We start from the raw sequence: 23058 nt of genomic DNA on the forward strand, positions 1-23058 counted from the left end.
CTTAATATGGTAATTGAGCCAGATGTTCGCTATTCACTCTCTGCTCAGCCTCTCAATACCTTGCCGATAATGATTCTGGAACGGGTGGAATCTTGCCTGTAGTCTTTACCCGCTCTTACCCAGGCACTCAAGGATGAGAACGTCGATGTTCGCACCACGGCTACTAGTGCTTTAGGGCGCATTTGATCGCATTAGTCTCCCTGTCCATCAGATGCAGGAATTGGTTAGGTGCGAAACTGCCCTGTCCCTATGCAAGAATCGCCCTGTTTCAGTGGGCGATCGTGCCACAGCCTAGCACTTGTCACATCACAGATATTGCAAAATGCGGCTAGTGGACTCATAGCCCTTTCACGATTACTGTAATGATGCAGTTCGCCCTCAGCAAAGAATATTGCACGCTCTATATATGTGGGCAGTTGGAGTCCGTACTCTCCAAGCTTCTTTAGCCGAAAAGCATGAGTGTCCTCTTTTGAGCGAAACTCATCGTTTCTGCGCCAAGTTCCCTCGACTTGCGTATACGCCCACGGCTTTTCCAAATCATGTACAAAGAGTACAACCAGAGCATCTGATAGGGGAAACGGTAGAGGGCGCAGCTTGTTCAAAGTGTTGTAAAAGACAACCGCAATGTTCATCACTTCATGCAGATGATCGATGTATCCGCCAGTCCAAGCCTGATGGTTGTTGGATGAGCTTCTCGCTGTCTGAAACAAGTTGCGATGTTCGGCAAAGAGATTTTGACAGCCGGATTTGTACGGCTCATCCATCCTCTGAAGAAGTTCATCGATTGTCAGATAGCGTGCAGACATAGCGTAGTTGTCTAGTGTTTAACTATTAATTCAACCTACTCTACAGCTTCCTTTAAAACGTTCCAAGTAGAGATAGCACTTTTTTCTTGAGTAATTCCATCAAAGCTGGCTTCATGTACTCATATTCATCAGGGAGATCTAGGCAAATGACTCGCTTGTCTTTGATCTACGGCTGAAACATTCGAATTCATGTTTGACCTACCTCTCTAGCGCCTAGATAAGCAAGGGTCTACTAAACCAGTGCGACAAACAATATTCACCAAATAACAGATGGACGAAAAACAATTCCACGCTAATCTGTCTAAATAAACCCTAAGCAGGTATAGGGCAATGGTGCGATTAAAACCGTGGCAGTGGGTCGTATTAGCAACCCCGATCGCAATTATCATCACCTTCCTACTAATCTCCGCAGGAAGGCAGATTCACGAATGGGGCATTAATTGGATTTGGGCTGTATTCACCCTCTTATTAGTCGGTTGGCGTTGGCTGCTGGTGAAATGGACTCGAACTGAGGTAAACCAGCTAGAAGCCGCCTTAGCAGAAGTCAATCAAGAACTGGAATCTGCTGCCGACGCCACAACGGTACAGCCAACGGGAACCGACGCCACCAGTAAAGCCGAAATTGCCATCCAAGACATCCTAAAAGAGGCACAAAACGATCCACCGATTTGGGAAGACTGGTCAGTTTTTTGGAAGCGATGCCAAGAAATTGTGGTTGCGATCGCCCACATCTACCATCCGGAAGTAAAGTATCCCCTGCTTTCCATCTACGTTCCCCAGGCTTACGGATTAATTCGGGGAACAATGGATGACATGGATCGGTGGATGCAAAAGTTATCCCCTGCCCTCAATCAGGTTACAGTTGGGCAAGCCTACCAAGCCTACGAAGTCTACCGTAAGCTAGAGCCAACCGCCCGTAAATTCAGGCAAGTTTGGAACTGGGCGCAGTGGGTATTAAATCCGGCGGCAGCAGTCGCAAGAGTTGCCAGTCAAGGTTCCAGTAACCAAGCCACTCAGCAACTTTTGGTAAATTTAGGTCAGTCGTTACGGGCAGCGGCACTGCGAAACTTATGTCGGCAAGCGATCGCACTTTACGGCGGCACTACCCAGTTACCCTCAGATTTTGCTGCGACTACAACTACACCCACGCTACCCAAAGCGAAAACCCAAACCCTCCGAGAAATTCTCACTCAAGCCGAATCTACTGAAGCGGTTGAGCAAAAACCCGTCAATATTTTACTCGTGGGGCGAACGGGTTCTGGAAAAAGTAGCCTGATTAACACGTTGTTTCAAGCCGATCTCGCTGAAGTTGACGTATTGCCCAGTACCGATCGCATTCAAAATTACCACTGGCAGTCCCAATCTGGAGAAACCCTGACGCTTTGGGATACTCCCGGGTACGAACAAGTCAACCGTGCCGATTTGCGGGAACTCGTACTCGACTATGCCAACAATGCCGATTTGCTGCTCCTCGTTACGCCTGCCCTCGATCCAGCTTTGCAAATGGATGTGGATTTTCTCAAAGACATGAAGGCGGATATTGCAGACTTACCTGCGATCGCCATTGTCACTCAAGTGGATCGTCTGCGTCCTATTCGCGAGTGGGAACCCCCTTATGATTGGGAATGGGGCGATCGTCCCAAGGAAAAAGCGATTCGAGAAGCTACCGAGTATCGTGCCCAGTTGCTTGACAACTTCTGTGATTTTGTTCTACCTGTTGTAACGACTGATAGTAAAACAGGTCGAACGGCTTGGGGGGTGGACGCGCTATCGTTAGCATTGGTGGATGCGATCGACCCTGTTAAGCAACTGCGTCTTGCCCGCTTTTTGCGGAATTTGGAAGCGCGTACCGTGGCTGCGGCAAAAATTATCGATCACTACACTTTCCAGATGGCGACTACACAGGGACTCACGACGCTGCTGAAAAGTCCCGTCCTCCAGTTTCTGAGCACGCTGACAACCGGGCAGCCAACCCTGGCGTATCTGCTAGCCGAAAGAATTCCTGTGGAAGAGTTGCCGGTGGTTATTGGTAAACTCCAGATGGCCTATGACCTATTCTCGCTCTTGAGTTCGGGTGAGACTAACATTCGCAATTTTGACTTGCTATCTCTTTGGCCTTTACTGTTGGAAAACCCTGCTACATCCGATCGCAACGCTTGGGCATTTGGTCACGCATTGGTGGAATATTGGACTCAAAATCTGACAGTGGAACAACTGCGGGAACGGTTTGAGTATTACCTAAACACAACAGTGACTAGTTAAGTGTGATCACTCCAATCTCACGCTTCAAGTGGTGTTTCTTGAGGAGCAAACACAACTTGTCTGCCATCGTTACTGCTTCAAGAATTCCAGAGGAATATATTGAAGCACTTGAGCTGTATTGCAAGACAACAGGGGCAACCAAGACAGGAACAGTTAGGATTCTGTTGCAAATCCTTAAAGATGAGCATTTATTAGCAATTGTGCGGATGTTGTCAATTTAGAACTGGGTTTTTGCCTCTTTAACATAGTCACAGAAAGCGGCGGAAAGGCCATTTCCTTGGCTGCCGGATCTCATAGGAGGATGGGATGAGCATTCCGTCTGCCGCTTGGTTCATAGTTCATAGTTCATAGAGCACAGAACCATGCACCATGAACGTGTTAGCGTAGCGGGACTTGCGTCTAATCCCACGTATAAGAAAGCGTGGGAAGAGCTTAACGTATACTTGTTGTCAATTAACTAATATACGCAAAAGCCATACCTCAGAGATTAGCTATGTACATATTGATTGGTGGAGCAGGGTTAGTGGGGCTGAACTTAGCCCAAGAGTTAGTGGCATTGGGGCATACAATTGCAGTCATTGATATTGACCCCGCAGCCTGCCGATATGCACGGGAGCAGGTGGGGGTGATGGCGTTTGAAGGTAGTGCCGTGAATACCCAATTGCTGCTAGAAGCGGGAATTCGCAAGGCCGATGCACTTGTTGCTGCCCTCCGGGATGATCCACTAAATCTGGCACTGATTACCCTTGCCAAACACTATGGCGTGCCTCATATTGTGACGCGGATGCGAAACCGGGATTTTGCCGAACCTTATCGTCTTGCAGGAGCTCATCACGTCATCGGCACGATTGACTTAGCCGTGAATACAATGGTGACCGTCCTTGAATATCCTCAAGTGGAATCAATGATGCATTACGAGCAGGGACAGGTCGAAGTTTTCAAGCTGGCCATTCCACCAGATTCCCATGTTGCGGGTCGTAGCGTTGCCCTAGTCGCTAAGGATGCCCGTTTTCCCGAAGGTTCTTTGATTATTGGCTATCAATCCCATCCTCATGCCGATCTAGTCATTCCTAATGGCAATACTATGCTAGAGACAGGGTCAACCGTTCTAGTGGTGACTAAATCTGAACAGTTGCATCAGGTGGTTGATTATTTGGGTCTGCGTTCTAGTCATCCTCCAGCTTCAGAAGTTGTTCATTGAGGGTTTTGATGCGCTCTTCAACCACTTCTTCGGAGAGAATCCGTCGGCGCAGAGCATCCGTGAGTGCCCCCTTTTCTGCGAGGAGCAATTGCCGACGAATCGCGTCTATCTTGGTGCGATCGCCAAGCGCGTCCGAAAGACTTTCGCTCTTACTGTCGTGCGATCGCCCTGGACGCTGGTTGTAGATATCCCGCAACGTTCTCTCAGACGCTGCCACCCGCACCTGATAAGCGGCTCGCATCTCTTCGTAGACGGCTTTGGGCAAAACTCCCGATTTGAACAAATTATCTAATTCATCCTGAGCGGCCTTAGCTGTCATGAGCTGGGCTTGCAATTCCTCAATCTGGTGGTACGATTCCGAGCGGTGAGCTACCTTTAAACGTCGCACAACCCAAGGCAGACTCAGCCCCTGTCCCACCAAAGACACCAAGACAATGCCCAAGACGATCGCAATCAGTTTCTCTCGTCCTGGCAACCCAAGCGGTAAGCTCAAAGCCAAGGCCGTTGAGAGCGAGCCTTTAATATTGCCCACAAACAGAACATGCCGCCAGCGCATTGGAATGGGTCGGTCAAAAAAACGAACCAACGCTAAAAGCGGATATACAGTGATTGCCCTCCCGACTTGATAGGCAATAAAGGCTAAGAAAACGGCTGGCAACGTCTGCCAGAGGGTAGTGAGATTAATCTCTAGACCAATGAGTAAAAAAATAAAGGTATTGACCCCAAAGCCAGCGTATTCCCAGAAGCTAAACAACGTTACTTGAGTCGAGGCTGAGGTTACTTGAGAATGCTCGAAGTTGCCAACAATCAATCCCGCTACAACAACAGCAACTACGCCGGATACGTGGAGAAACTGACCCGCTTGGAAGGCTCCCAAGGCAATGGCAACGGTGAGGAGAATGCTACTCAATGGGTCATCGGATTGGCTCAATAAACCAATACTGAGGTAGCCCAAGGCGGCACCGACTAAGGCACCGCCGATGATGACGAACAAAAATTCCTGGACTACATATAAAGGGGATAATGAACCCGTCTTGTAAACCGTCAAAATCAGGCTAAATAAAACTAGAGCCACATCATCGTTAACCAGACTTTCACCCTCAACTAGGGTGACCAAGCGGTGAGGCGCGGACACCTCCTTAAACACCGCAATCACTAGGGCTGTATCTGTAATGGACAAAATCACACCGACCAATGAGGCGGGTATCCAATCTAAACCGAGTTCTAGTCTCAGTAAAACGGAGGTGATGCCAGCGCAGAGCAGAATCCCCGGCCCCGCAAGCAGGGCGATGGGTTTAATCGTACTCCGCAGGCGACTGATATCTGTATTCAGTGCGGCTTCAAACAGCAGAATGGGCAAGAATAAATTGAAAATTAGGGAAGAGTCCAGGCGAATGCGATTGGTCTCAGGCAAAAGCTCAGTAATGGCTAGCCCTGCCAACACCAAACCCGCAATGTAAGGAATACGAAGTCGTCGCGATACTAGGGCAACCCCTGTGGCGACCAACAACAGGACGATCAAAACAGTTAATACTTCCGCCAGATTGCCCTCGTCGCCTGAGACGGGGACTGCCAAGAGGATGCGATCGCCAAGCATCCCGATAGGGTTATCGCGATAGCGAAGCGGTAGCGAGTTTACCAGCGTCAGCATCCCGATAGGGTTATCGCCGAACCATTGCATAGTGCCTACTCATTTAGATAAAGGACAGACCTAGGGTCAGGTTCTACAAAACTGCCCCTTGTATCTTAAGGGATGCACTCAAACTCAACCTAAAGGGTTTTTTTATAGCAACCCTCAGATTTACGGCATTGCACCCACAGCCAATTTTTGCTCAAGCGGTAAACGTTTATTGGGTTACACCCGCATCTTTCATATAACTCAACAACCAATTGGCGGCTGTAGCCCGACGAGTCTGCCGGGGGCCAAATTCCCCGATTTTGTAACCTTTAAAACCCAACTGATCTTTTAACAGTTGTTTATTGGCTGGCGGAATCGAGCGAGTCAATTTCACCGTTGCAGGACGGCTATCAATAAAGTTCGGTGGCTCTGGATATTCCTGTTGCCATTCAGGAGCAACATGGCTAATATCCCATTGATTCCCGGTTGAATCATAGCGATATCCTAGATAGTGCCAAACCAGTTTGTTGACGGTATCATCTGCAATTTCTTCATTCAATATTGCCCAGATGGTATCGGTAGTGAGTGAGGGTAGTTCAGACATCAGTCGGTATTATTTGTCAATAGCGATTTTTACGGGAGTGCAACACAGTTGTTGTAGGGGCACGATAATATCGTGCCCCTACTTTGTCTTCTATGCAACTAAAAAGTTTGCTCAAGTAGAGCGAAAAGTTGATGACTCTCACCAAAAGGGACATCAGTCGTATTCTCAGGCAATTAATGAGCGGCTTTCGCTCTTACCCGAATCTCCACGATAAACTCTGTCCCTTGCCCTAGGGTAGAAATACAACTGATATGACCCTGGTGTTTTTCGACGACAATCTGGTAACTAATGGCTAATCCTAAGCCTGTCCCACTGCCTACAGGCTTGGTGGTAAAAAATGGGTCAAATATCTGATGCTGCACTTCCTGATTCATGCCAGCACCATTGTCAACAATCCGAATGATCACCGATTGGCTATTGGACATCGGAAATTGGACTTGGGGAGACGGGGTACACGCTGTCTGAGTTTCCTTATCCCTTGGTCTTTTTGTCTCCTCGTAGGCACCCTTCCGTGTATCCATCCAAATTAGATGAGGCTGCCAACTCTCCCATAAGGCTAATCCTTCGGCACCATTTTCAGCTTCTTGTACCTCAAAGCCAATCGGTTCGAGCAATTTAACGAGGAGTAAACGGTTTTCTTTGGTATCATCAACCACGAGCAGGCGATACACCTCTTGATTTGGCTCTAAACCGATGACTCGCCGGAGGGGTTTGGCTATGAGTTCAATCGAATCTGGTTCATCAATTTTAATATCAAATTTAAAAATCGCCCCCTCACCTAAAACACTGCTAATCTGAATTTCTCCTCCCATCAGTTGCACAAACTTTCGCGTTATTGCTAAACCCAATCCCGTTCCTTCGGCAAATTTTTGACCCGTTTCCGTTTGCACGAAGGCATCAAATAAACCTGCCATTTCCGCTGGTGCAATTCCCGGCCCCGTATCTTCTACTTCAAAATGCAGGGTATTAGGAAATAAAAATTGGGAGGAAGACGATGTGCAGACATGGCATCTAGTCTTACCCGTGTATCTCTCTGCGGTGGCTATTCCTGCATTCACACGCAAATTTACAGTCCCATTTTCCGTAAATTTAATGGCATTAGCCAAGAGATTTATTAAACAAATTCGCAATTTTTTGGGGTCAGTTTTTATATAGTGAGGAACATTTGATGGAACCTTAAAGATTAGTTGTATTTTTTTTGCTCGGCTTTGATTTGTAGCATTTCCTCCAAAGAATCAAGGAGACGATACAAGTCAAAGCTACTTTCATAAAGTGTACTTAGACCCGCCTCGATTTTGGATAAATCCAAAACATCATTGATTAAATCCAGTAAATGCTCCCCACTGCGATTGATGATTCTCAAATATTCTCGCTGCTCAGTACTCAATTGCAGATCGCGGCTCATCACTTGAGTAAAACAGAGAATTGCATTGAGAGGAGTGCGGAGTTCATGACTCATATTTGCCAGAAAGTCACTTTTTGCTTTAGAGGCTGCTTCAGCCGCTTTTTCGGCTTTCAATCGCTCTTGAATTTCCTGTTGTAATTGTTGATTTTGCTCTCGGAGTTGATGGGAGAGCCTCTGAATCGTCAGTTGATGCTCAACCCGTGCCAAAACTTCTGCGACTTGAAACGGCTTGGTAATATAGTCCACTCCACCAACTGCAAAGGCTTTAATCTTGTCCAATACTTCATCCAGGGCACTAATAAAAATGACTGGAATTTCGCAGGTTTTTGGATCAGCTTTGAGTTTAGAGCAGACCTCATAGCCATCCATTTCTGGCATTCTAATGTCCAGTAAAATCAGATCGGGTGGAGCCGATCTGGCGGCTCTTAACGCCATTTGTCCCTTGACGACGCCCCGGACTTTATATCCCCTCTCTGAGAGTGTGGCAGATAAAATTTGCAGATTTTCGGGTGTATCATCAACGATTAAAATGTTTCCTGAATCTACTTCAATTTGATTACTATTCATGAATTAAAATGTCAATTAAAATAATACGTTATCTTAGGAAAAAAGGGAGAACATAAATGGAGATGATAGGCTTTAATTGTTCATCAGTTATCCTTTATGAGTTCCTAGTCCAAAATTTTAGCTTCTTCAATTAAATCCAAAATTTGATCGCAACGGAAATTATTGACTAAATCAGCTATAGCTTTGGCTAGTGGGTTATAGACAGCAGGGATTTGCTCGATCAGCTGAAATATTCGCTCATTATCAATGGTGACAGCCGCCTGGTATAGCTCATGAACCCACTCAGTTGGCATTACGTAGAACGATGAAGGCTCAAGGATGTACGGCACAGCCAAACCTTCAATGTTAGATGAATCCCCTGGTTCGACTTCGATCTGTTGCCTTCCACCTGCTGACGTGGATGAGGCGGATTCTGCATAAATGTAACGCACCCCTAAGTGTTGAGCCATCTTTTCAAAGATAACCGACTCTCGAAAGGGCTTACGCACAAAGTCGTCACAGCCTGCTGACAAAACAACGGAACGTTCTTCCTCAAAAGCACTGGCGGTTAAGGCAACAATTGCCGTGGCTTGACCTTTTAAGTCGGCTTTGATACGTTTAGTGGCTTCATACCCATCCATGACAGGCATCCGCATATCCATCCAGATCAGGTGAGGTTCCCAGCTTGACCACAATTCAATGGCTTCTTGCCCATTCACCGCTTCTTGCCCCTCAAAACCGACAGATGCCAGAAGTTTAACTAACAGCACACGACTTTCCAGGCGATCGTCAACAACAAGGATGCGATATTGCGGTTGTCCAGATTCTAAACCAATCACCCTAGGACTGGCTTGGGGCGTTACAATTTTAGGCTCTTGGGCTAAATCCACCTCGATCTCAAATTGAAAAATACTTCCCTTACCTAAGCGACTGCTAACCTTAATATCTCCCCCCATCAGTTACACAAATTGTCGCGATATGGGTAAACCTAAACCCGTTCCTTCTAAGGCTTGCCGACCCGTTTGTGTTTGCACAAAAGGTTCAAATAAGGAGTCCATCTCTTCGGGGGCAATACCGAATCCCGTGTCTTCCACCTCAAAATAAAGGATTACGGGTTGATGGCTTGAATGTTGTCGGTTTGAAGACTGTTGAGAACCTCCAACATTCAACCTTTTAACTGGCGATTCATTAGAAGATTCAACCTGCAACTTACTGCCTACTCGCAAGGTAACCCCCCCCTCTGAGGTGAATTTAATGGCGTTTCCCAGGAGGTTAATTAAGACTTGACGCAACTTACTTTCGTCAGTTTGCACGTATTGGGGAAGGGTGGGAGTGCGGTCAAACACTAACTGCAAATTCTTATTTTGGACGGGCAACTTGAACATGGCTTCAAGAGTGTCCAGCAGATGGTACAGATCAAAACTATTCTTATTCAGCGTGACCCGACCCACCTCGATTTTGGACATTTGCAGAACATTATTAATCAGTTCGAGTAAATGTTCACCGGAGTGCTGAATAATTCCTAGGTACTCCTGTTGTTGTGGATGGGGGGATGAGTCACGAGTGAGTAATTGGGTAAAGCCGATGATGGCATTGAGGGGAGTCCGAAGTTCGTGGCTCATATTGGCGAGGAATCTGCTTTTGGCACGATTTGCCGTTTCGGCTACATCTTTCGCCTGTTGCAATGCCGCTTGTGCCTGCTTGCGATCGCTGATATCTTGACTGACAGAAATAACATGAATTTGTCCATCCAAGTCAATCCTTTCTGCGGATAACAATGCTGTCCTTACTTCACCAGACTTGGTTCTGAATTTGAATTCATAGTTACGAATGACGCCCTCCTCTTGCAGGAGATGGAACAGTTGGGCACGGTCTTCCCAATTCACCCAAAGATTCAGATCGACCGCAGTACGACCCAGGACTTCTTCACGGGTATAACCTATAAATTTGCAGAAACTATCGTTAATTTCGATATGACAGCCATCACTTTGGCGAGTGATTGTGAAGGCACTCGGACAGGAACGAAACGCTTTGGCAAACTTTTCTTCTGATTGACGCAGTGCTATCTCTGCACGCTTACGAGCCTTGGCGGCTATTTCGCTAGCCCGAATTTCTTGTTGGAGTTGTCGATTTTTTTCTTCTAATTCCTGAGTGCGATCGGAAACTTTTTGTTCCAAATTTCGGTTATAATCAGCTAAGACTTTCTCCGTTCGTTTGCGTTCCGTGATATCTTGCAAAGCGTTAATACTATAAGCAATGTTTCCATCAGCATCATAGATAGGCGTTGACCAAACTTCGATAGGAATTCTTTGATTACCTTGGTGGACTTCCAAATCGTCAGCAGTTACATTTTCTCCCTTCAGCGATCGCACAATGGGCAACTTTTCGGAGGGATATAACTGATTCGTACCTGCGATATAGACTTGATAAGCTTCTGAAAGCCTTTCCGATGGTGTGTTTGGATCGACTCCTTTGCCAAAAATTTCCTTGCCTCTTTGATTCAAAAAGTAAAGTTTGCCGTTAGCATCAAGTACTCCCACCCCAACAGGTACAGCTTCTAAAAATTGAGCCAACTTACGTTCGCTTTCCCGTACAGCTTCATCGGCTTGGTCTTTCAATTGATTGACGACTGTATCACCATGTTCAGTCGAAGTTTCTAGCAAAATTTTTAGGTCAAATTTTTCCTGTATTAAGGCTTCCCGTTCTCGGAAAAAACGTTTATTTTCAGCGTTGAGTCGGCAAAGCTCTATCTGAGTATTGATACGGAAAATCAGTTCCTCTTTGGAGATGGGTTGAGTTAGATAATCATTTATCCCAATTTCTAAGCGAGTTGCCCAATTAGGGACTTGGTTTTTATCACTTAACTCTAAAATCGGAATTTGATCAGCCTGCAAAATTTTACGGAGTTTTTGAGTCAATTTATAGGCAGACATATGGGGCATATCCAACAAGATCAGGTCGGGTTTTAGACCTTTTTCTATAATTTCTAATACTTCCTCTCCATTGCTGGCTTGAGTAAGGTCATAATTTGATTGGGATAAATATTGGACAAGTACCTGACGATTCTCTATCCGATCGCCCACTATCAAGATTTGGTTATTCTTGCATTGCATATTCAATATAGGTGCAAGTTATTCCGTTTCCGGTAAAAAATTACAAAGAAAGGCACCGGAGCGCTCGGAGCCGAAGGTGAGGATGAGGAGGCAGGAGACAGATGGCAGAAGGGAAGAAGGGAAAAACAACTCTATTGAGTGCGTGTTATTGCCAACGCCTGAAAGAAAAAAGTTTGATTCAAGAGACGACTATCGTCTCTTGAATCAAAACATCCTTTTTCAATCCAACTTCAGAAGGCAGAAGATGGAAGGCATGAGGCTTTTATGTTCCCACGTTTAAAAAGCGTGGGATTGAATCTTTGATGTTTGATTCAAGAGGTAATAATTGCCTATGCACACAAACTTTTTTCTTTTTCGCGTGGGCAATAACACCCACGACTAAAGTTCTTTTTACCTTTCTTCCCTTTTGCCTTTTGCCCTCTGCCCTCTGCCTTTTTTGTAAAAAAAACGTGGGAGCATAATAGCCCTCCGCCTTCTATCTTCTGCTTCTGAATGTAGGGGCACGACATCTCGTACCCCCATTCGATCACACCTAAAGCACAAGAAGTCTCCTCATCTACCTAATGCGGATTGTCAGGAAAATCAAAATCAAGAATTGGCCCTTTGGGAACGAGACCCTGAGGGTTTACATTTCCTCAGAAAGAGTTTGATTACCAAAAGCTTACCTCTGGAGCTTTTGTAAGGTGAGATCTAACCCAAACAGTACTTCATCCTTCATACTTGAAAATTATTCTTCCGCTTGTAGAATTTGGGGCACTTTAAAGAAGTCGCCATCCTGTTCAGGAGCCTCCCCAAGCAGCGCATCTCTGTCAGAGTAAGGCCGCAACTCATCCGGTCGGGTGACATTACTCACATCAATCGCCCTGGTTGTCGGCGCTATATCCGATGTGTTTAATTCGCTCAATTGCTCAAAGTATTCCAAAATGCTACTCAGTTGAGCCGTCATTTGCTCCTCTTCCTCCACTGCCATCTCCAAGCGGGCAAGATTAGCAACTTTCCGAACTTGTTCTCGGTCAATAATGGACATGGTTAGTAATTATAGGGTTGAAGGTTGGAGGTTGAAGGTTGAAGGTTGAAGGTTGGAGGTTGGAGGTTGAAGGTTGAAGGTTGAATGTTGGAGGTTGGAGGTTCCACTTGCCAACTTGTCAACTTTCAACCTGTTAACTTCTAAAAGTACACATCCAGCTCCGAGCGACCTGTGGTTTTCAGCCAGTTTTGTGCCTCAATATAGTTATTGGGGGCAAGGCGAATCGCACGTTTCCAGTATTCAGCCGCTTCGTTAAACAAAGCATTAGCCGTATCCGAGTTTCCAGCTTCCTTCGCCTGTTCCCCCTGGTAGTGGTAGATTACGGCAATATTGTTAAGCGCTTGAGGCAGACGCGGATTGAGTTCGATCGCGTCATGATAGAGTTCCAACGCTTGCTGATGATCACCGTTGCTGGCATGAATCAGCCCCATGTTGTAAAGGATATAGCTCTTGTCGTAGGAGTCTTCCTCTAGCGTCAAAGCTTCTTTATAGTTTTCCAAGGCTTCGGCATATTCACCATCCGCTTGAGCTGACATCCCGTCACGGTAGTAGGCAAACGCTTCTTTGGCTTGCTTGTTGGCTGGCATCAGCTTCAGGATTAGATCTGCCATCACCGTAAAGCTTTTGTCGATGAAGTTATCGTTACGTTGACTTCTGGGCATAGATACCTGTATGTTATTGCGCTCAGTTGACTAGAGTAGCGTGGCTACTTGGAGTTTTCGGATACTACATGTAAATTTAACGTCGATTGGTCACGCCTGAGAGGGTTACCCAGTGCCGGGAGAACGGCTAGTCCGCTTTGGAATATGGTGTGGGTATCCGACCGACAATGGCTTTTCAGCCTTTACGAGGTCTGATTTTGAGGATGACTTAGAATTAATTGGGTTAGATGGTATGTGCCATTGTTTGACGCTACACAAGGTAACCACAAAACCATTTTTGCTTTTTTTACGATGAATGAGTAGCTGATTATCCGAAACTTGAGATGAAACGTTTTCAAAAATTATCTCTGCTGGGAGCCATTGTAGCCCTAAGTACAATAACTGCCTGTGCATCAGGTTCAAATAATACCGTTGATTCAGGCGTTGGCAGCGATCGCGCTACCATCCCCGCTCCAAGCGAACAATCCACCGCACCATCACCTGCGGCAACGCCGAATAATCAGCCCGAAGAAACCCCTGACACAACCCAGGCATCAACAAGACCTAGCACGAAAACTGACACGATTAACATTGAAGGGGAAGAGAGTGAGGTGACGCTGAAGCTTTACGATGAGCTCAGTCAGGTTTTTACCACCTATTTTCCCAAAGATGATTTTGTTGCCGAATCTGCTAGTTCTGGAGCAGATACAGGAAGCATATTTTATTACAACGTAGATGGAAATAAAAACAAAGATGTTTACGTCTCCATATCCTTTCCTACCGGGGCAAACAACGCAGAACAGCTGGAAAGATTACTAACGGCAAAGGGTGGATTGGTTCAAAGAAATCAGTGGCAAATGGAGGAGCGGACGAAAGATGTCCCGTATTCTTGGGCCAAGGAAAAAATCCTTTACAAACAACCTGGAAGTGAGGAAAACCTACTCGTTCAACTGTACATTGGCGAAGCAAATGGGAAAGTTTTCTATGTTATTACCCATTATCCAGCGGAATATGGAGATGGGTTTGCACCACGAGCTAACTTCATTCTGGACAATTTGGAAGTTAAAGGTTAACGGTTTCTTATTCTTGATACTCGGTTATAGGCTTGCTCCGATTCAGCCACTTGCTCAAGAATTTCCAGTGACGGAAGGGGTAAACTAATTGAGCCATAAAGTTTTCCGTGATTGTCTCGCCATAGAGTCCAAAATTCTTGGGTTGGCGACCACCAGGCATGTAAAACGTGCCAAAGATCACATCATAAATGGGGAAAAGTCCTGCAAAGTTCTTGCCCCATCCTTCTTCATCCATTGTATGGTGCCAACGGTGAAAGGCAGGACTCGCTAGGACATAGCGAAAAGGCCCATAAGTCCAGCAAATATTGGCATGGATCAGAGCCACGTAGCTGGATAAGAACGGGACATAAAATTCAACCGCGATCGGAGAGATGCCCAGAATCAGCAAGGGAGAGGCTTGCATCACTCGCGAGATGATGTCATTGACCGGATGCAGACGAACCGCCGTCAGCCAGTCCACTATCTCTGCACTATGGTGGACAGCGTGATAATCCCAGAGTTGGCGGGTATGGTGCCAGCGATGAGTCCAGTAGCCAATGAAATCGCCCATTACAATCGCGATCGCACCTTGTACCCAAAGGGGTAACTGTGAGATTGGGCCGTACCCTGCCAGAACGCTGTCCCATTGTAGCGATCGCCCCAGCAGCAGGTAAAGCGGCAGAACGACTAACGCGATGGAGATCATGCTCAGGATCTGAATCACCATGGGGGTGAAAAACCAATAGAACGAGTCTAACCACACACCCCGCCGCCATTTGGGTTGATTGGGAATGCTCGGATAGAAGCGTTCGAGGATACCAAACAGAACTGTGAGCAGAATATATAAAACTAGCGCCCTAACTAACCGTCCTTTCATGAATTAAATGTTTGATCGAAGTTTTCTTATAACTTTTACCCTGATAACCTTTAAAAGACAACTGCGCCATAAAACTAATCTATTGAATAGCGACAGAGCAATCGCCGGGATACGGCTCACAAGGCATGACCAACATATCCTCTATTGAATCTGTTGGCATTAAAATACTAGATTTTTTTAACGCAGACGACGCAAAGGGTGACCCACAGGGGCGCAGAGTTTTTGTACCCCAATTTCAGTTAATGCCGGTGCCTTACGAGGAGCTGGATGAGGTTTTGATTCCCTTAAACCGTTCTTGGGCTACTTTAAACGCATCTTGCATCACCAACTGAATTTTCTTGGGATCGGGTTTCTTACCCCCCATTAAATCCCCGAAGTAAACGCAGGCTCCTTCCCCCAGTGCCCAGGTGTAGGCCGCAGCCCAAGAGGCGGCAATCACACTGCCAAAACCAGGGATAAATTTGACTAATTCTCGTCCCACTGCCCTGGCGAGGAAGCCACTGGCGATCGCACTCACCACTCCTCCGGCCTGTGATGGGGTGAGTGTCTGCCCATACAATCGCCCCAACAGACCCACCATTGAGACTTGTAATGCTGTCAGCACGGGCATACTGGCAAAGGGGACGGGTACAGCCTCCAGGGCGGCTGCCATGATGGCAAAGGCCAACATGTAACGCCGTCCCACATCTCGGTAGAGGTTGCCCAGTTGTTTGCCAACTTCGTCCCGCTCCAATAACTGATAAATCGCACGGGCTTCCGCTTCTGGGAGAAGGTCGGCGAGGGAAGTCGAGAGTGCTTCTAAGCCATAAAATACAGGATGGTAGCCGTCTTCTTCTAAGGTGAAGTCAATTAAGACGGCGCGATCGCAAATTCCGGTAAAGGCGTCCTGAATAGCGGTGAAGGCTCGGTTAACCTCCTCATAATCGGGCGGATAGACCGGATGATCAGCAGTACCGGGCGGATAAACCTCATGCAAGCACGTCACCACGAGTAGACAGGGAATATCTGGATACTGCTGACGCAGTTGAGCCGCAATGTGTCGCAGTGTATCGGTGGCAAAATCATTGATTTTAACGGTTAGAATCAGGACTCTGGCGCGGCGTGTTTCCTGTTGCAGATCGCCCACCAATTCCTGAATAATGACCTGAGTCTCTTGGTTCACATCTCCCAGTCCCACCGTATCGGTAAAAATCAGCAACGGCAGGTCATTGGAGGGATAGGCATAACGTTCGGTGTGTTGCGTATGGGGACGATATCCCTGACCCACAATCTCCGCAGAAACCCCCGTCAGCCCCCGCACAATCGAGCTTTTTCCAGCTTGGGGCTTCCCAATCAGCAGGGCTTCTGTGGTGGGCAGTTCGGCGCGAACCGTCTCCAAAATCTCTGCAACCTGTTCTTCGCTGACGCTAAACCACTGACTCACGGTTTGAGCGAGTTGGTCTACGGGTAAGAGTTGCACCAAACGTGTTGTTGTGTTGTTCCAGATACCCGAAATGCGGTTTTTCCAGGAATCGTCAACCGACTCAGTCGTCATACCCTCAGTTGGTTCACTCAACGGCTGAGAATTATCTGACGGCGAGTCAGTTTCATGTGGCTCAGTCATTGGCATAATAACGGTTCATAGATTTCAGTCAGATCTTATCTATCTAACATGAGTGCGGGATAAGGAGGGGTGGGGCAGATAAAGTTGAAAGTGCCGAATTTTCGACTTACCTGACCCCCCATGCCTAAATATTACCTTCAACTTTGCTTGCGATCGCTTTTACCCAACAACAGACTTTACCACTACTAAAATACGACCTTCTGTATATTGACTTATCCAGTGTTTTATGTAACTAAGGTAGTTAATGTACGAACTTCCCTATATTGACTTATCAAATATTTTGTGTGTTTTTAGCAATATCTACAAAAACAAAGAATTGTCAATCCACCTATTTAAAGAGTATAAGAAGTCACCGCTGATTCTTTTAAAGATTCATAAAGATAGGCTTGTGAGCAAATTGACAAATGTACGAACTTTTATATATCGACATTGTCGATTTGATTGAACATACTGAGAAGACGAAATAACGTTCAAGGTTGTTTCAGCCAATCACTCTAAGGGAATTCACTGTTGAAAATACTCTGTTGTTTCAAAGGCATAGCTTCACTCCCTGAGACGATAAGGGTTTGTCGGTAATTATTTGGGGATTGGGCAGGGTTGCCCTTACACAAACTAAGAATTTTGCACCCATTAGGTTGGTGTAAATCTACGTCATCTCAATTATCCGAGATTTTATCTCTTGGCGTTGGCATGAGGCTAAGTGTTCATTGCGTTCTCCTCGAAGTGAGGTTGGCGTTCATTTCTGCTGTTTTTTTTGCCTGTACTAACTAACCAAACTCAACATATTCGGGAATTTTTATGGCAACTTTTAAATGGATCGGTAGCGGCGCAACTAATAACTGGACTGAGGCAGCGAATTGGAGCCTTGTTAGTGGCACAGGATCAGATCCAGACGGTATTCCTGATGCAGATGATGTGGCGCTTTTTGATGGGACATCGACCAAAAATGCCACTATTAATACCAACTTCAGCATCCAAAACCTTCAGGTGGCTGCTGCTTATACAGGAAGCATTAGCCTGGGTTCAAATACACTGGCGGTTGCAGGGGGATTTGCGATCGCAAATGCCAGCAGTTTTGACTCAGGGACAGGGACAGTACGCTTTACTGGAAATCAGACTGTAGATACTACAGCAGCACTGTACAACCTGGAAGTTGCGATCGCTAGCGGTAATCTAACTCTAGTGAAAGATTTGGTGGTCAGCAACGACCTTACCATCACCGATGTCAATCAAATTTTCGGCAGTGGTGGCTCATTCAATATCAAGGTCAGTGGGGATGTCATCACCAACGATGCCAACTTTAACAACAGCAACTCTGCCATTCAACTGGTAGGCAGCACCGACCAAAGTATCAGTGGCACTGGGGTACTGTGGAATCTCGATGTTGCCAAAACGGGGGGCGATGTCCTGCTCACCGATGACCTGCGATTACGTGGTGGCACTCTGTCTGGTTCAGGTCTGCTCAAAAATGCTGGCGGTAAGGTGGTCTTTGGAGAGCCGAGTATCTTTAACGAAGGCTATGTCAGTAACTTCAGTGGTTCTATTGATGATGTTGAGCTGAAGTTTCAGTCTCAGTCCAACTTTTTGCTCAGTAAAGACTTGGTTGTTAACAATGACCTAATCATCACTGAGGTGCAGACGATTGCAGGCAATGGTGGCTCATTCAATATCAAGGTCAGTGGGGATGTCATCACCAACGATGCCAACTTTCGCAACAGCAACTCTGCCATTCAACTGGTAGGCAGCACCGACCAAAGTATCAGTGGCACTGGGGTACTGTGGAATCTCGATGTTGCCAAAACGGGGGGTAATGTCTTGCTCACCGATGACCTGCGATTGCGCGGCGGCACTCTGTCTGGTTCAGGTCTGCTCAAAAATGCTGGCGGTAAGGTGGTCTTTGGAGAGCCGAGTATCTTTAACGAAGGCTATGCCAGTAACTTCAGTGGTTCTATTGATGATGTTGAGCTGAAGTTCGGTTTTGCAGGCAACTTGACGCTCAACAAGGATTTAATCGTTAACAATGACCTGATTATTACCGATGTCAATCAAATTGCAAGCAGTGGCTTCAGTATTAAAGTTGCTGGAGATGTGATTTCTAGTGATACCAACGGGATCTCTGGAACGGGTGCCATTACTTTAGTAGGCAGTGCGACAAACACTTACACAGGCTTGGGCAGTGGAACACAGGGGAACCTGGTAATCGATAAAGTGACCTCAACAGACAAAGCATTGTTAGGTTCCAGCGAGACTTTCTCGTCGATTGTTGTTAATGAAGGTATTTTCGATGTCAATGGTAAAACTGCGACTGCTGGCACGACCATCAACAACGGTGGAACCCTCGGCGGATCGGGCAAAGTAATTGGCAATGTCACAGTTAACAGTGGTGGTGTGCTAGCTCCTGGTAGTGGCATTGGTATTCTCAACACAGGTTCTGTTAACTTTACCAACGGCTCACTGTTCAACGTAGAGTTAGGCGGTACATCGGCAGGCAATGGGGTTGGATTCTACGATCAGCTAAATGTAACGGGTACAGTGACGATTGGCACCAGCGCTGTACTGAATACATCACTGTTTGGCGGATTTACGCCAGGTGGTGGTAACACATTTATCATTGTCAACAATGATGGTGTTGATGCTATCACTGGAAGATTTAATGGCTTAGCTCAAGGAGCGACAGTCAATCTGGGTTCTGGAATAAATGCCACTATCTCGTATACGGCAGGGGATGGTAATGATATTGGACTATCGCTCCTCAACCAGGCACCTAATCTTACAGGCAATGCAACATTAGCTGCTGTTGCGGAAGATACCACCAACCCTAACGGTCAAACAATTTCCACCGTCTTCAATGGACTGTTTAGCGACCCGGATGCAGGCGCAAGTCTTGGCGGTGTTGCAGTCGTTGGGAATACTTCAAATGCAACTACACAAGGGACGTGGCAATACTCTACAGATGGTACAAACTGGTTTGCTGTAGGCACGGTTGCGGATGGTGCAACAGCTCTGGCACTCTCTGCCAGCACGGTAGTCCGGTTTGTTCCCGTTGCCAATTACAACGGTGCTCCCCCGGATTTAACTGTTCGGGCGATCGATAACACCTACAGTAGTGGATTTACCAGTGGGGGTACTCGTATCAATGTGAACACTGGTACGAATGGGGGAACGACCGCAATTTCTGGTACCACCAACACCATTAACACCAGCATCACGGCGGTTAACGATGCACCAATAGGCTCACCGATCGCAACTCTAGCAACTGGAACCGAAGACATCCCCTACACCATCAGCAAAGCCGACTTGCTAGCAGGCTTTAGTGATGTTGATGGCGATTCCTTGTCACTCAGCAATGTCACAGTCAATGGCACGGTTCTGACGGCGGATAGCAGTGGGAACTACATCTTCACACCTGCTGCCAACTTCAAAGGCACTGTCAACGTTTCTTACAACGTAGTGGATGGTAAGGGTGGCTCACTAGCAGCAACTCAGTCCTTTGCGATCGCTCCTGTTAACGATGCACCTGTACTAGCAACCAATACCCTAAGCATTACTGAAGGTGGCACAGTTACCCTAAGCAGCAGCAACCTCAACACCAGTGACTCGGATAATACTCCAGCTCAACTGCTCTACACCATTAGCAACATCAGCGGTGGCAGCTTCGGTGGTACAGGCGTCACCACTAATGGCAACGGTACTGTCAGCTTTACCCAAGAGGCGATTAACAACGGAGTAGTACAGTTCACCCACGATGGAGGTGAAAACCCACCTAGCTATGCCGTTAGCGTCAGCGATGGTGCGTTGAATACAAACCCAGCAACTGTGACTATCCCATCGGGCGGCTTCACTCCCGTCAACGATGCACCTACGGGCACACCGACAGCAACATTAGCAGCGGGAACTGAAGACACGGTTTATACAATCAGCCAAACCGCTCTGTTACAAGGTTTCACCGATGTAGAGGGCAATACTCTCTCTGTTGCTGACCTAACTGCCAGCAACGGCACCTTGGTCAACAACAACAACGGCACCTACACCTTCACACCTGCTGCCAACTTCAACGGCACCGTCAACCTTTCCTATAACGTGGTGGATGGCAATGGCGGTTCAGTGGTAGCCACTCAGTCCTTTGCGATCGCTCCTGTTAACGATGCACCTGTACTAGCAACCAATACCCTAAGCATTACTGAAGGCGCTACAGTCATCCTCTCTCCTACTAACCTCAACACGACTGACTCTGATACACCTGCAACCGGACTGACTTACACCGTTAGCAACGTCACAGGGGGCCAGTTCGAGACTGTTGCTAATCCTGGAACAGCAATTACCAGCTTTACCCAGGACAACATCAACAATGGAGCAGTACAGTTTGTCCACAACGGCGGTGACGCGGCTCCTTCTTACTCAGTCAGCGTCAGCGATGGTGCTCTCAGCACCCCTGCAACTCCGGTTAGCATTGGTAATTTTACCTCTGTTAATGACGCTCCCACTCTAGCAACCAATACCCTAAGCATCACTGAAGGCGGCACGGTTACCTTAAGCAGCAGCAACCTCAACACCAGTGACTCGGATAATACACCCGCTCAACTGCTCTACACCATCAGCAACATCAGTGGTGGCAGCTTTAGCGGTACAGGCGTCACCACCAATAGCAACGGCACTGTCAGCTTTACCCAAGAGGCGATTAACAACGCAGTAGTACAGTTCACCCATGATGGCGGTGAAAACCCACCCAGCTATGCCGTCAGTGTCAGCGATGGTGCGTTGAATACAAACCCAGCCACTGTCACTATCCCAGCAGGTAGCTTCATTCCTGTTAATGATGCACCCATTGTGGTCGGGCAAGGCATTGAGGATCAAATCATCTCAATTAATCAAGCCTTCTCCTTAAATGTCAGCAACAATTTTAGTGACGTTGACCCAGGGAATATTCTTACCTACACGGCTACAGGCTTACCCAGTGGTTTCAGCCTCAATGCCAACACGGGTATCGTATCCGGCACAATTTCCACTCCTGGCATTTTTAATGTGAATGTCACAGCCAATGATGGAGATGGTGGCACAGTGAGTGATGCCTTTGAACTGATTGTTGCTAATAATAATGCCACTCCTTTTGATGACATCATCTACATGAGCCAACTCTCTGGCATCCACAAAGATAAAATCAATGCCAAAGAAGGGCGCGATCGCGTGATTGGCACCAGTGCTAATGAGTTTATTGGCGGTGCAGAAGGCGATGATTACTTGGATGGTCAGGGCGGTAACGACAAACTTCTCGGTGGTGATGGTAACGACACGCTCATTGGTGGACTTGGCAGTGACGACCTCCAAGGCGGTGACGGGAACGACACCTTGACCGGTTGGGGCAGTGGTACAGGGAGTGCCAATCAAATCGACGAACTCAAAGGTGGCAGCGGAGCTGACCTCTATATTCTGGGAAATAGTACCTCCGTCTTTTACAACTTGGGTGGCTACAATGACTACGTCAAGATTGTTGGCTTTGAAGCTGAGGATCGCATTCAGCTAAAGGGAACAGCTAGCAACTACTCTTTGGGTTCACTTCCATCATCTGTGTCTACAGATAATGCCTCTATCGGCCTGTTTACCAATTCCGGCACAGAATTGATTGCCGTCCTCAAAAACGAAGGTTTAACCTCCACTAGCCTGACAACAGATGCTCGCTTTACTTTCGTTTAATCGCGTCTTGTTGAGGTAAAAGAGTGAAGATTTGATTGGAATTGAGAGGGTTGCCCCAAAGGAACAACCCTCTTCACTCCGGTAACACTAATCCTGTTGAGTGCGATCGCTATCCCCAGCCTGTTCACAACTCAAGTTCCGCGTTGAGTATATTTCAGGATATTTGGTGGGCGATCGCTCTTTTTTTTTGCCAACTGCTGAGGATACAGAAGACCCAGAGGGAGAAAAAGCGATCGCTTAACCTACAGTCTTGATTGATGGCGATTGCACTAGAGACGAGTCTTCATCAACTCTTCATCCATTTGGTTTGCGATCGCTTTTACCCAACAACAGACTTTACCACTACTAAAATACGACCTTCTGTATATTGACTTATCCAGTGTTTTATGTAACTAAGGTAGTTAATGTACGAACTTCCCTATATTGACTTATCAAATATTTTGTGTGTTTTTAGCAATATCTACAAAAACAAAGAATTGTCAATCCACCTATTTAAAGAGTATAAGAAGTCACCGCTGATTCTTTTAAAGATTCATAAAGATAGGCTTGTGAGCAAATTGCCAAATGTACGAACTTTTATATATCGACATTGTTGAACTGATTGAAGATACT

General features: G+C 46.7%; 16 protein-coding genes and 1 pseudogene. 6 read left to right on the forward strand and 11 right to left on the reverse strand.

What is annotated here, in order from left to right; translation table 11 throughout:
- Positions 1-224 precede the first annotated feature (224 nt).
- Complete coding sequence (locus NDI48_18115) at positions 225-806, reverse strand: hypothetical protein (protein MEP0833091.1); 582 nt, start codon at positions 804-806, stop codon at positions 225-227.
- A 330-nt stretch (positions 807-1136) separates the two neighbouring features.
- Between NDI48_18115 and NDI48_18120 the strand changes: the two genes are divergently transcribed.
- From NDI48_18120 to NDI48_18130, 3 genes are all read left to right on the forward strand, one after another.
- Entirely contained in the window at positions 1137-3068 is a 1932-nt protein-coding gene (locus NDI48_18120) for a GTPase family protein (protein ID MEP0833092.1), read from the forward strand.
- 56 nt (positions 3069-3124) lie between these two features.
- A complete protein-coding gene (locus NDI48_18125) occupies positions 3125-3289 on the forward strand; it encodes a hypothetical protein (GenBank protein ID MEP0833093.1) in 165 nt (54 codons plus the stop codon).
- Between the two features lie 272 nt (positions 3290-3561).
- Positions 3562-4269 (forward strand): TrkA family potassium uptake protein, encoded by a 708-nt coding sequence (locus NDI48_18130; protein ID MEP0833094.1) that lies wholly within the window; start codon positions 3562-3564, stop codon positions 4267-4269.
- Here NDI48_18130 and NDI48_18135 read toward each other — a convergent pair.
- From NDI48_18135 to NDI48_18170, 8 genes are all read right to left on the reverse strand, one after another.
- Positions 4235-5950, reverse strand: a complete 1716-nt coding sequence (locus tag NDI48_18135) for a sodium:proton antiporter (GenBank protein ID MEP0833095.1) — start codon at positions 5948-5950, stop codon at positions 4235-4237. The genes NDI48_18130 and NDI48_18135 overlap by 35 nt on opposite strands.
- A gap of 166 nt (positions 5951-6116) precedes the next feature.
- Positions 6117-6491 carry a DUF1823 family protein gene (locus NDI48_18140; protein MEP0833096.1) on the reverse strand — a complete coding sequence of 125 codons (375 nt, stop codon included), beginning with the start codon at positions 6489-6491 and terminating at the stop codon, positions 6117-6119.
- A gap of 173 nt (positions 6492-6664) precedes the next feature.
- The gene (locus NDI48_18145) at positions 6665-7597 is read right to left on the reverse strand and encodes an ATP-binding protein (GenBank protein ID MEP0833097.1); all 933 of its coding nucleotides are present in this window, start codon (positions 7595-7597) and stop codon (positions 6665-6667) included.
- 77 nt (positions 7598-7674) lie between these two features.
- Positions 7675-8463 carry a response regulator gene (locus NDI48_18150; GenBank protein MEP0833098.1) on the reverse strand — a complete coding sequence of 263 codons (789 nt, stop codon included), beginning with the start codon at positions 8461-8463 and terminating at the stop codon, positions 7675-7677.
- A gap of 104 nt (positions 8464-8567) precedes the next feature.
- Entirely contained in the window at positions 8568-9398 is an 831-nt protein-coding gene (locus NDI48_18155) for a response regulator (GenBank protein MEP0833099.1), read from the reverse strand.
- A gap of 3 nt (positions 9399-9401) precedes the next feature.
- Positions 9402-11555, reverse strand: coding sequence for a PAS domain S-box protein (locus NDI48_18160; protein ID MEP0833100.1), 2154 nt, complete (start codon positions 11553-11555; stop codon positions 9402-9404).
- Between the two features lie 727 nt (positions 11556-12282).
- On the reverse strand, positions 12283-12576 hold the full coding sequence (gene gatC / locus NDI48_18165) for an Asp-tRNA(Asn)/Glu-tRNA(Gln) amidotransferase subunit GatC (GenBank protein ID MEP0833101.1): 294 nt from the start codon (positions 12574-12576) through the stop codon (positions 12283-12285).
- Between the two features lie 146 nt (positions 12577-12722).
- Positions 12723-13244, reverse strand: a complete 522-nt coding sequence (locus NDI48_18170) for a photosystem I assembly protein Ycf3 (protein MEP0833102.1) — start codon at positions 13242-13244, stop codon at positions 12723-12725.
- Between the two features lie 323 nt (positions 13245-13567).
- On the opposite strand from NDI48_18170, the gene NDI48_18175 reads away from it, so the two are divergent.
- Positions 13568-14296, forward strand: a complete 729-nt coding sequence (locus NDI48_18175; protein MEP0833103.1) for a hypothetical protein — start codon at positions 13568-13570, stop codon at positions 14294-14296.
- A gap of 7 nt (positions 14297-14303) precedes the next feature.
- Here NDI48_18175 and NDI48_18180 read toward each other — a convergent pair whose 3' ends face one another.
- Together NDI48_18180 and NDI48_18185 are read right to left on the reverse strand one after the other, a co-directional pair.
- The gene (locus tag NDI48_18180) at positions 14304-15152 is read right to left on the reverse strand and encodes a sterol desaturase family protein (GenBank protein MEP0833104.1); all 849 of its coding nucleotides are present in this window, start codon (positions 15150-15152) and stop codon (positions 14304-14306) included.
- 253 nt (positions 15153-15405) lie between these two features.
- Positions 15406-16755 carry a 50S ribosome-binding GTPase gene (locus tag NDI48_18185; GenBank protein MEP0833105.1) on the reverse strand — a complete coding sequence of 450 codons (1350 nt, stop codon included), beginning with the start codon at positions 16753-16755 and terminating at the stop codon, positions 15406-15408.
- Between the two features lie 798 nt (positions 16756-17553).
- Here NDI48_18185 and NDI48_18190 point away from each other — a divergent pair.
- Both NDI48_18190 and NDI48_18195 read left to right on the forward strand, forming a co-directional pair.
- Positions 17554-22098: pseudogene (locus tag NDI48_18190) on the forward strand (cadherin-like domain-containing protein).
- Positions 22099-22546: 448 nt separating this feature from the next.
- A complete protein-coding gene (locus NDI48_18195) occupies positions 22547-22687 on the forward strand; it encodes a hypothetical protein (GenBank protein ID MEP0833106.1) in 141 nt (46 codons plus the stop codon).
- Positions 22688-23058: the final 371 nt, after the last annotated feature.

Source organism: Microcoleus sp. AS-A8, assembly GCA_039962225.1.
In the GTDB taxonomy this organism is placed as follows: Bacteria; Cyanobacteriota; Cyanobacteriia; order Cyanobacteriales; family Coleofasciculaceae; genus Allocoleopsis.

Excerpts from the sequence above, each read along its gene's own strand:
- NDI48_18115 (MEP0833091.1), bottom strand. The coding sequence starts at position 806 with ATGTCTGCACGCTATCTGACAATCGATGAACTTCTTCAGAGGATGGAT.
- NDI48_18120 (MEP0833092.1), top strand. The coding sequence starts at position 1,137 with ATGGTGCGATTAAAACCGTGGCAGTGGGTCGTATTAGCAACCCCGATC.
- NDI48_18130 (MEP0833094.1), top strand. The coding sequence starts at position 3,562 with ATGTACATATTGATTGGTGGAGCAGGGTTAGTGGGGCTGAACTTAGCC.
- NDI48_18135 (MEP0833095.1), bottom strand. The coding sequence starts at position 5,950 with ATGCAATGGTTCGGCGATAACCCTATCGGGATGCTGACGCTGGTAAAC.
- NDI48_18140 (MEP0833096.1), bottom strand. The coding sequence starts at position 6,491 with ATGTCTGAACTACCCTCACTCACTACCGATACCATCTGGGCAATATTG.
- NDI48_18150 (MEP0833098.1), bottom strand. The coding sequence starts at position 8,463 with ATGAATAGTAATCAAATTGAAGTAGATTCAGGAAACATTTTAATCGTT.
- NDI48_18155 (MEP0833099.1), bottom strand. The coding sequence starts at position 9,398 with ATGGGGGGAGATATTAAGGTTAGCAGTCGCTTAGGTAAGGGAAGTATT.
- NDI48_18160 (MEP0833100.1), bottom strand. The coding sequence starts at position 11,555 with ATGCAATGCAAGAATAACCAAATCTTGATAGTGGGCGATCGGATAGAG.
- NDI48_18170 (MEP0833102.1), bottom strand. The coding sequence starts at position 13,244 with ATGCCCAGAAGTCAACGTAACGATAACTTCATCGACAAAAGCTTTACG.
- NDI48_18175 (MEP0833103.1), top strand. The coding sequence starts at position 13,568 with ATGAAACGTTTTCAAAAATTATCTCTGCTGGGAGCCATTGTAGCCCTA.
- NDI48_18180 (MEP0833104.1), bottom strand. The coding sequence starts at position 15,152 with ATGAAAGGACGGTTAGTTAGGGCGCTAGTTTTATATATTCTGCTCACA.
- NDI48_18185 (MEP0833105.1), bottom strand. The coding sequence starts at position 16,755 with ATGACTGAGCCACATGAAACTGACTCGCCGTCAGATAATTCTCAGCCG.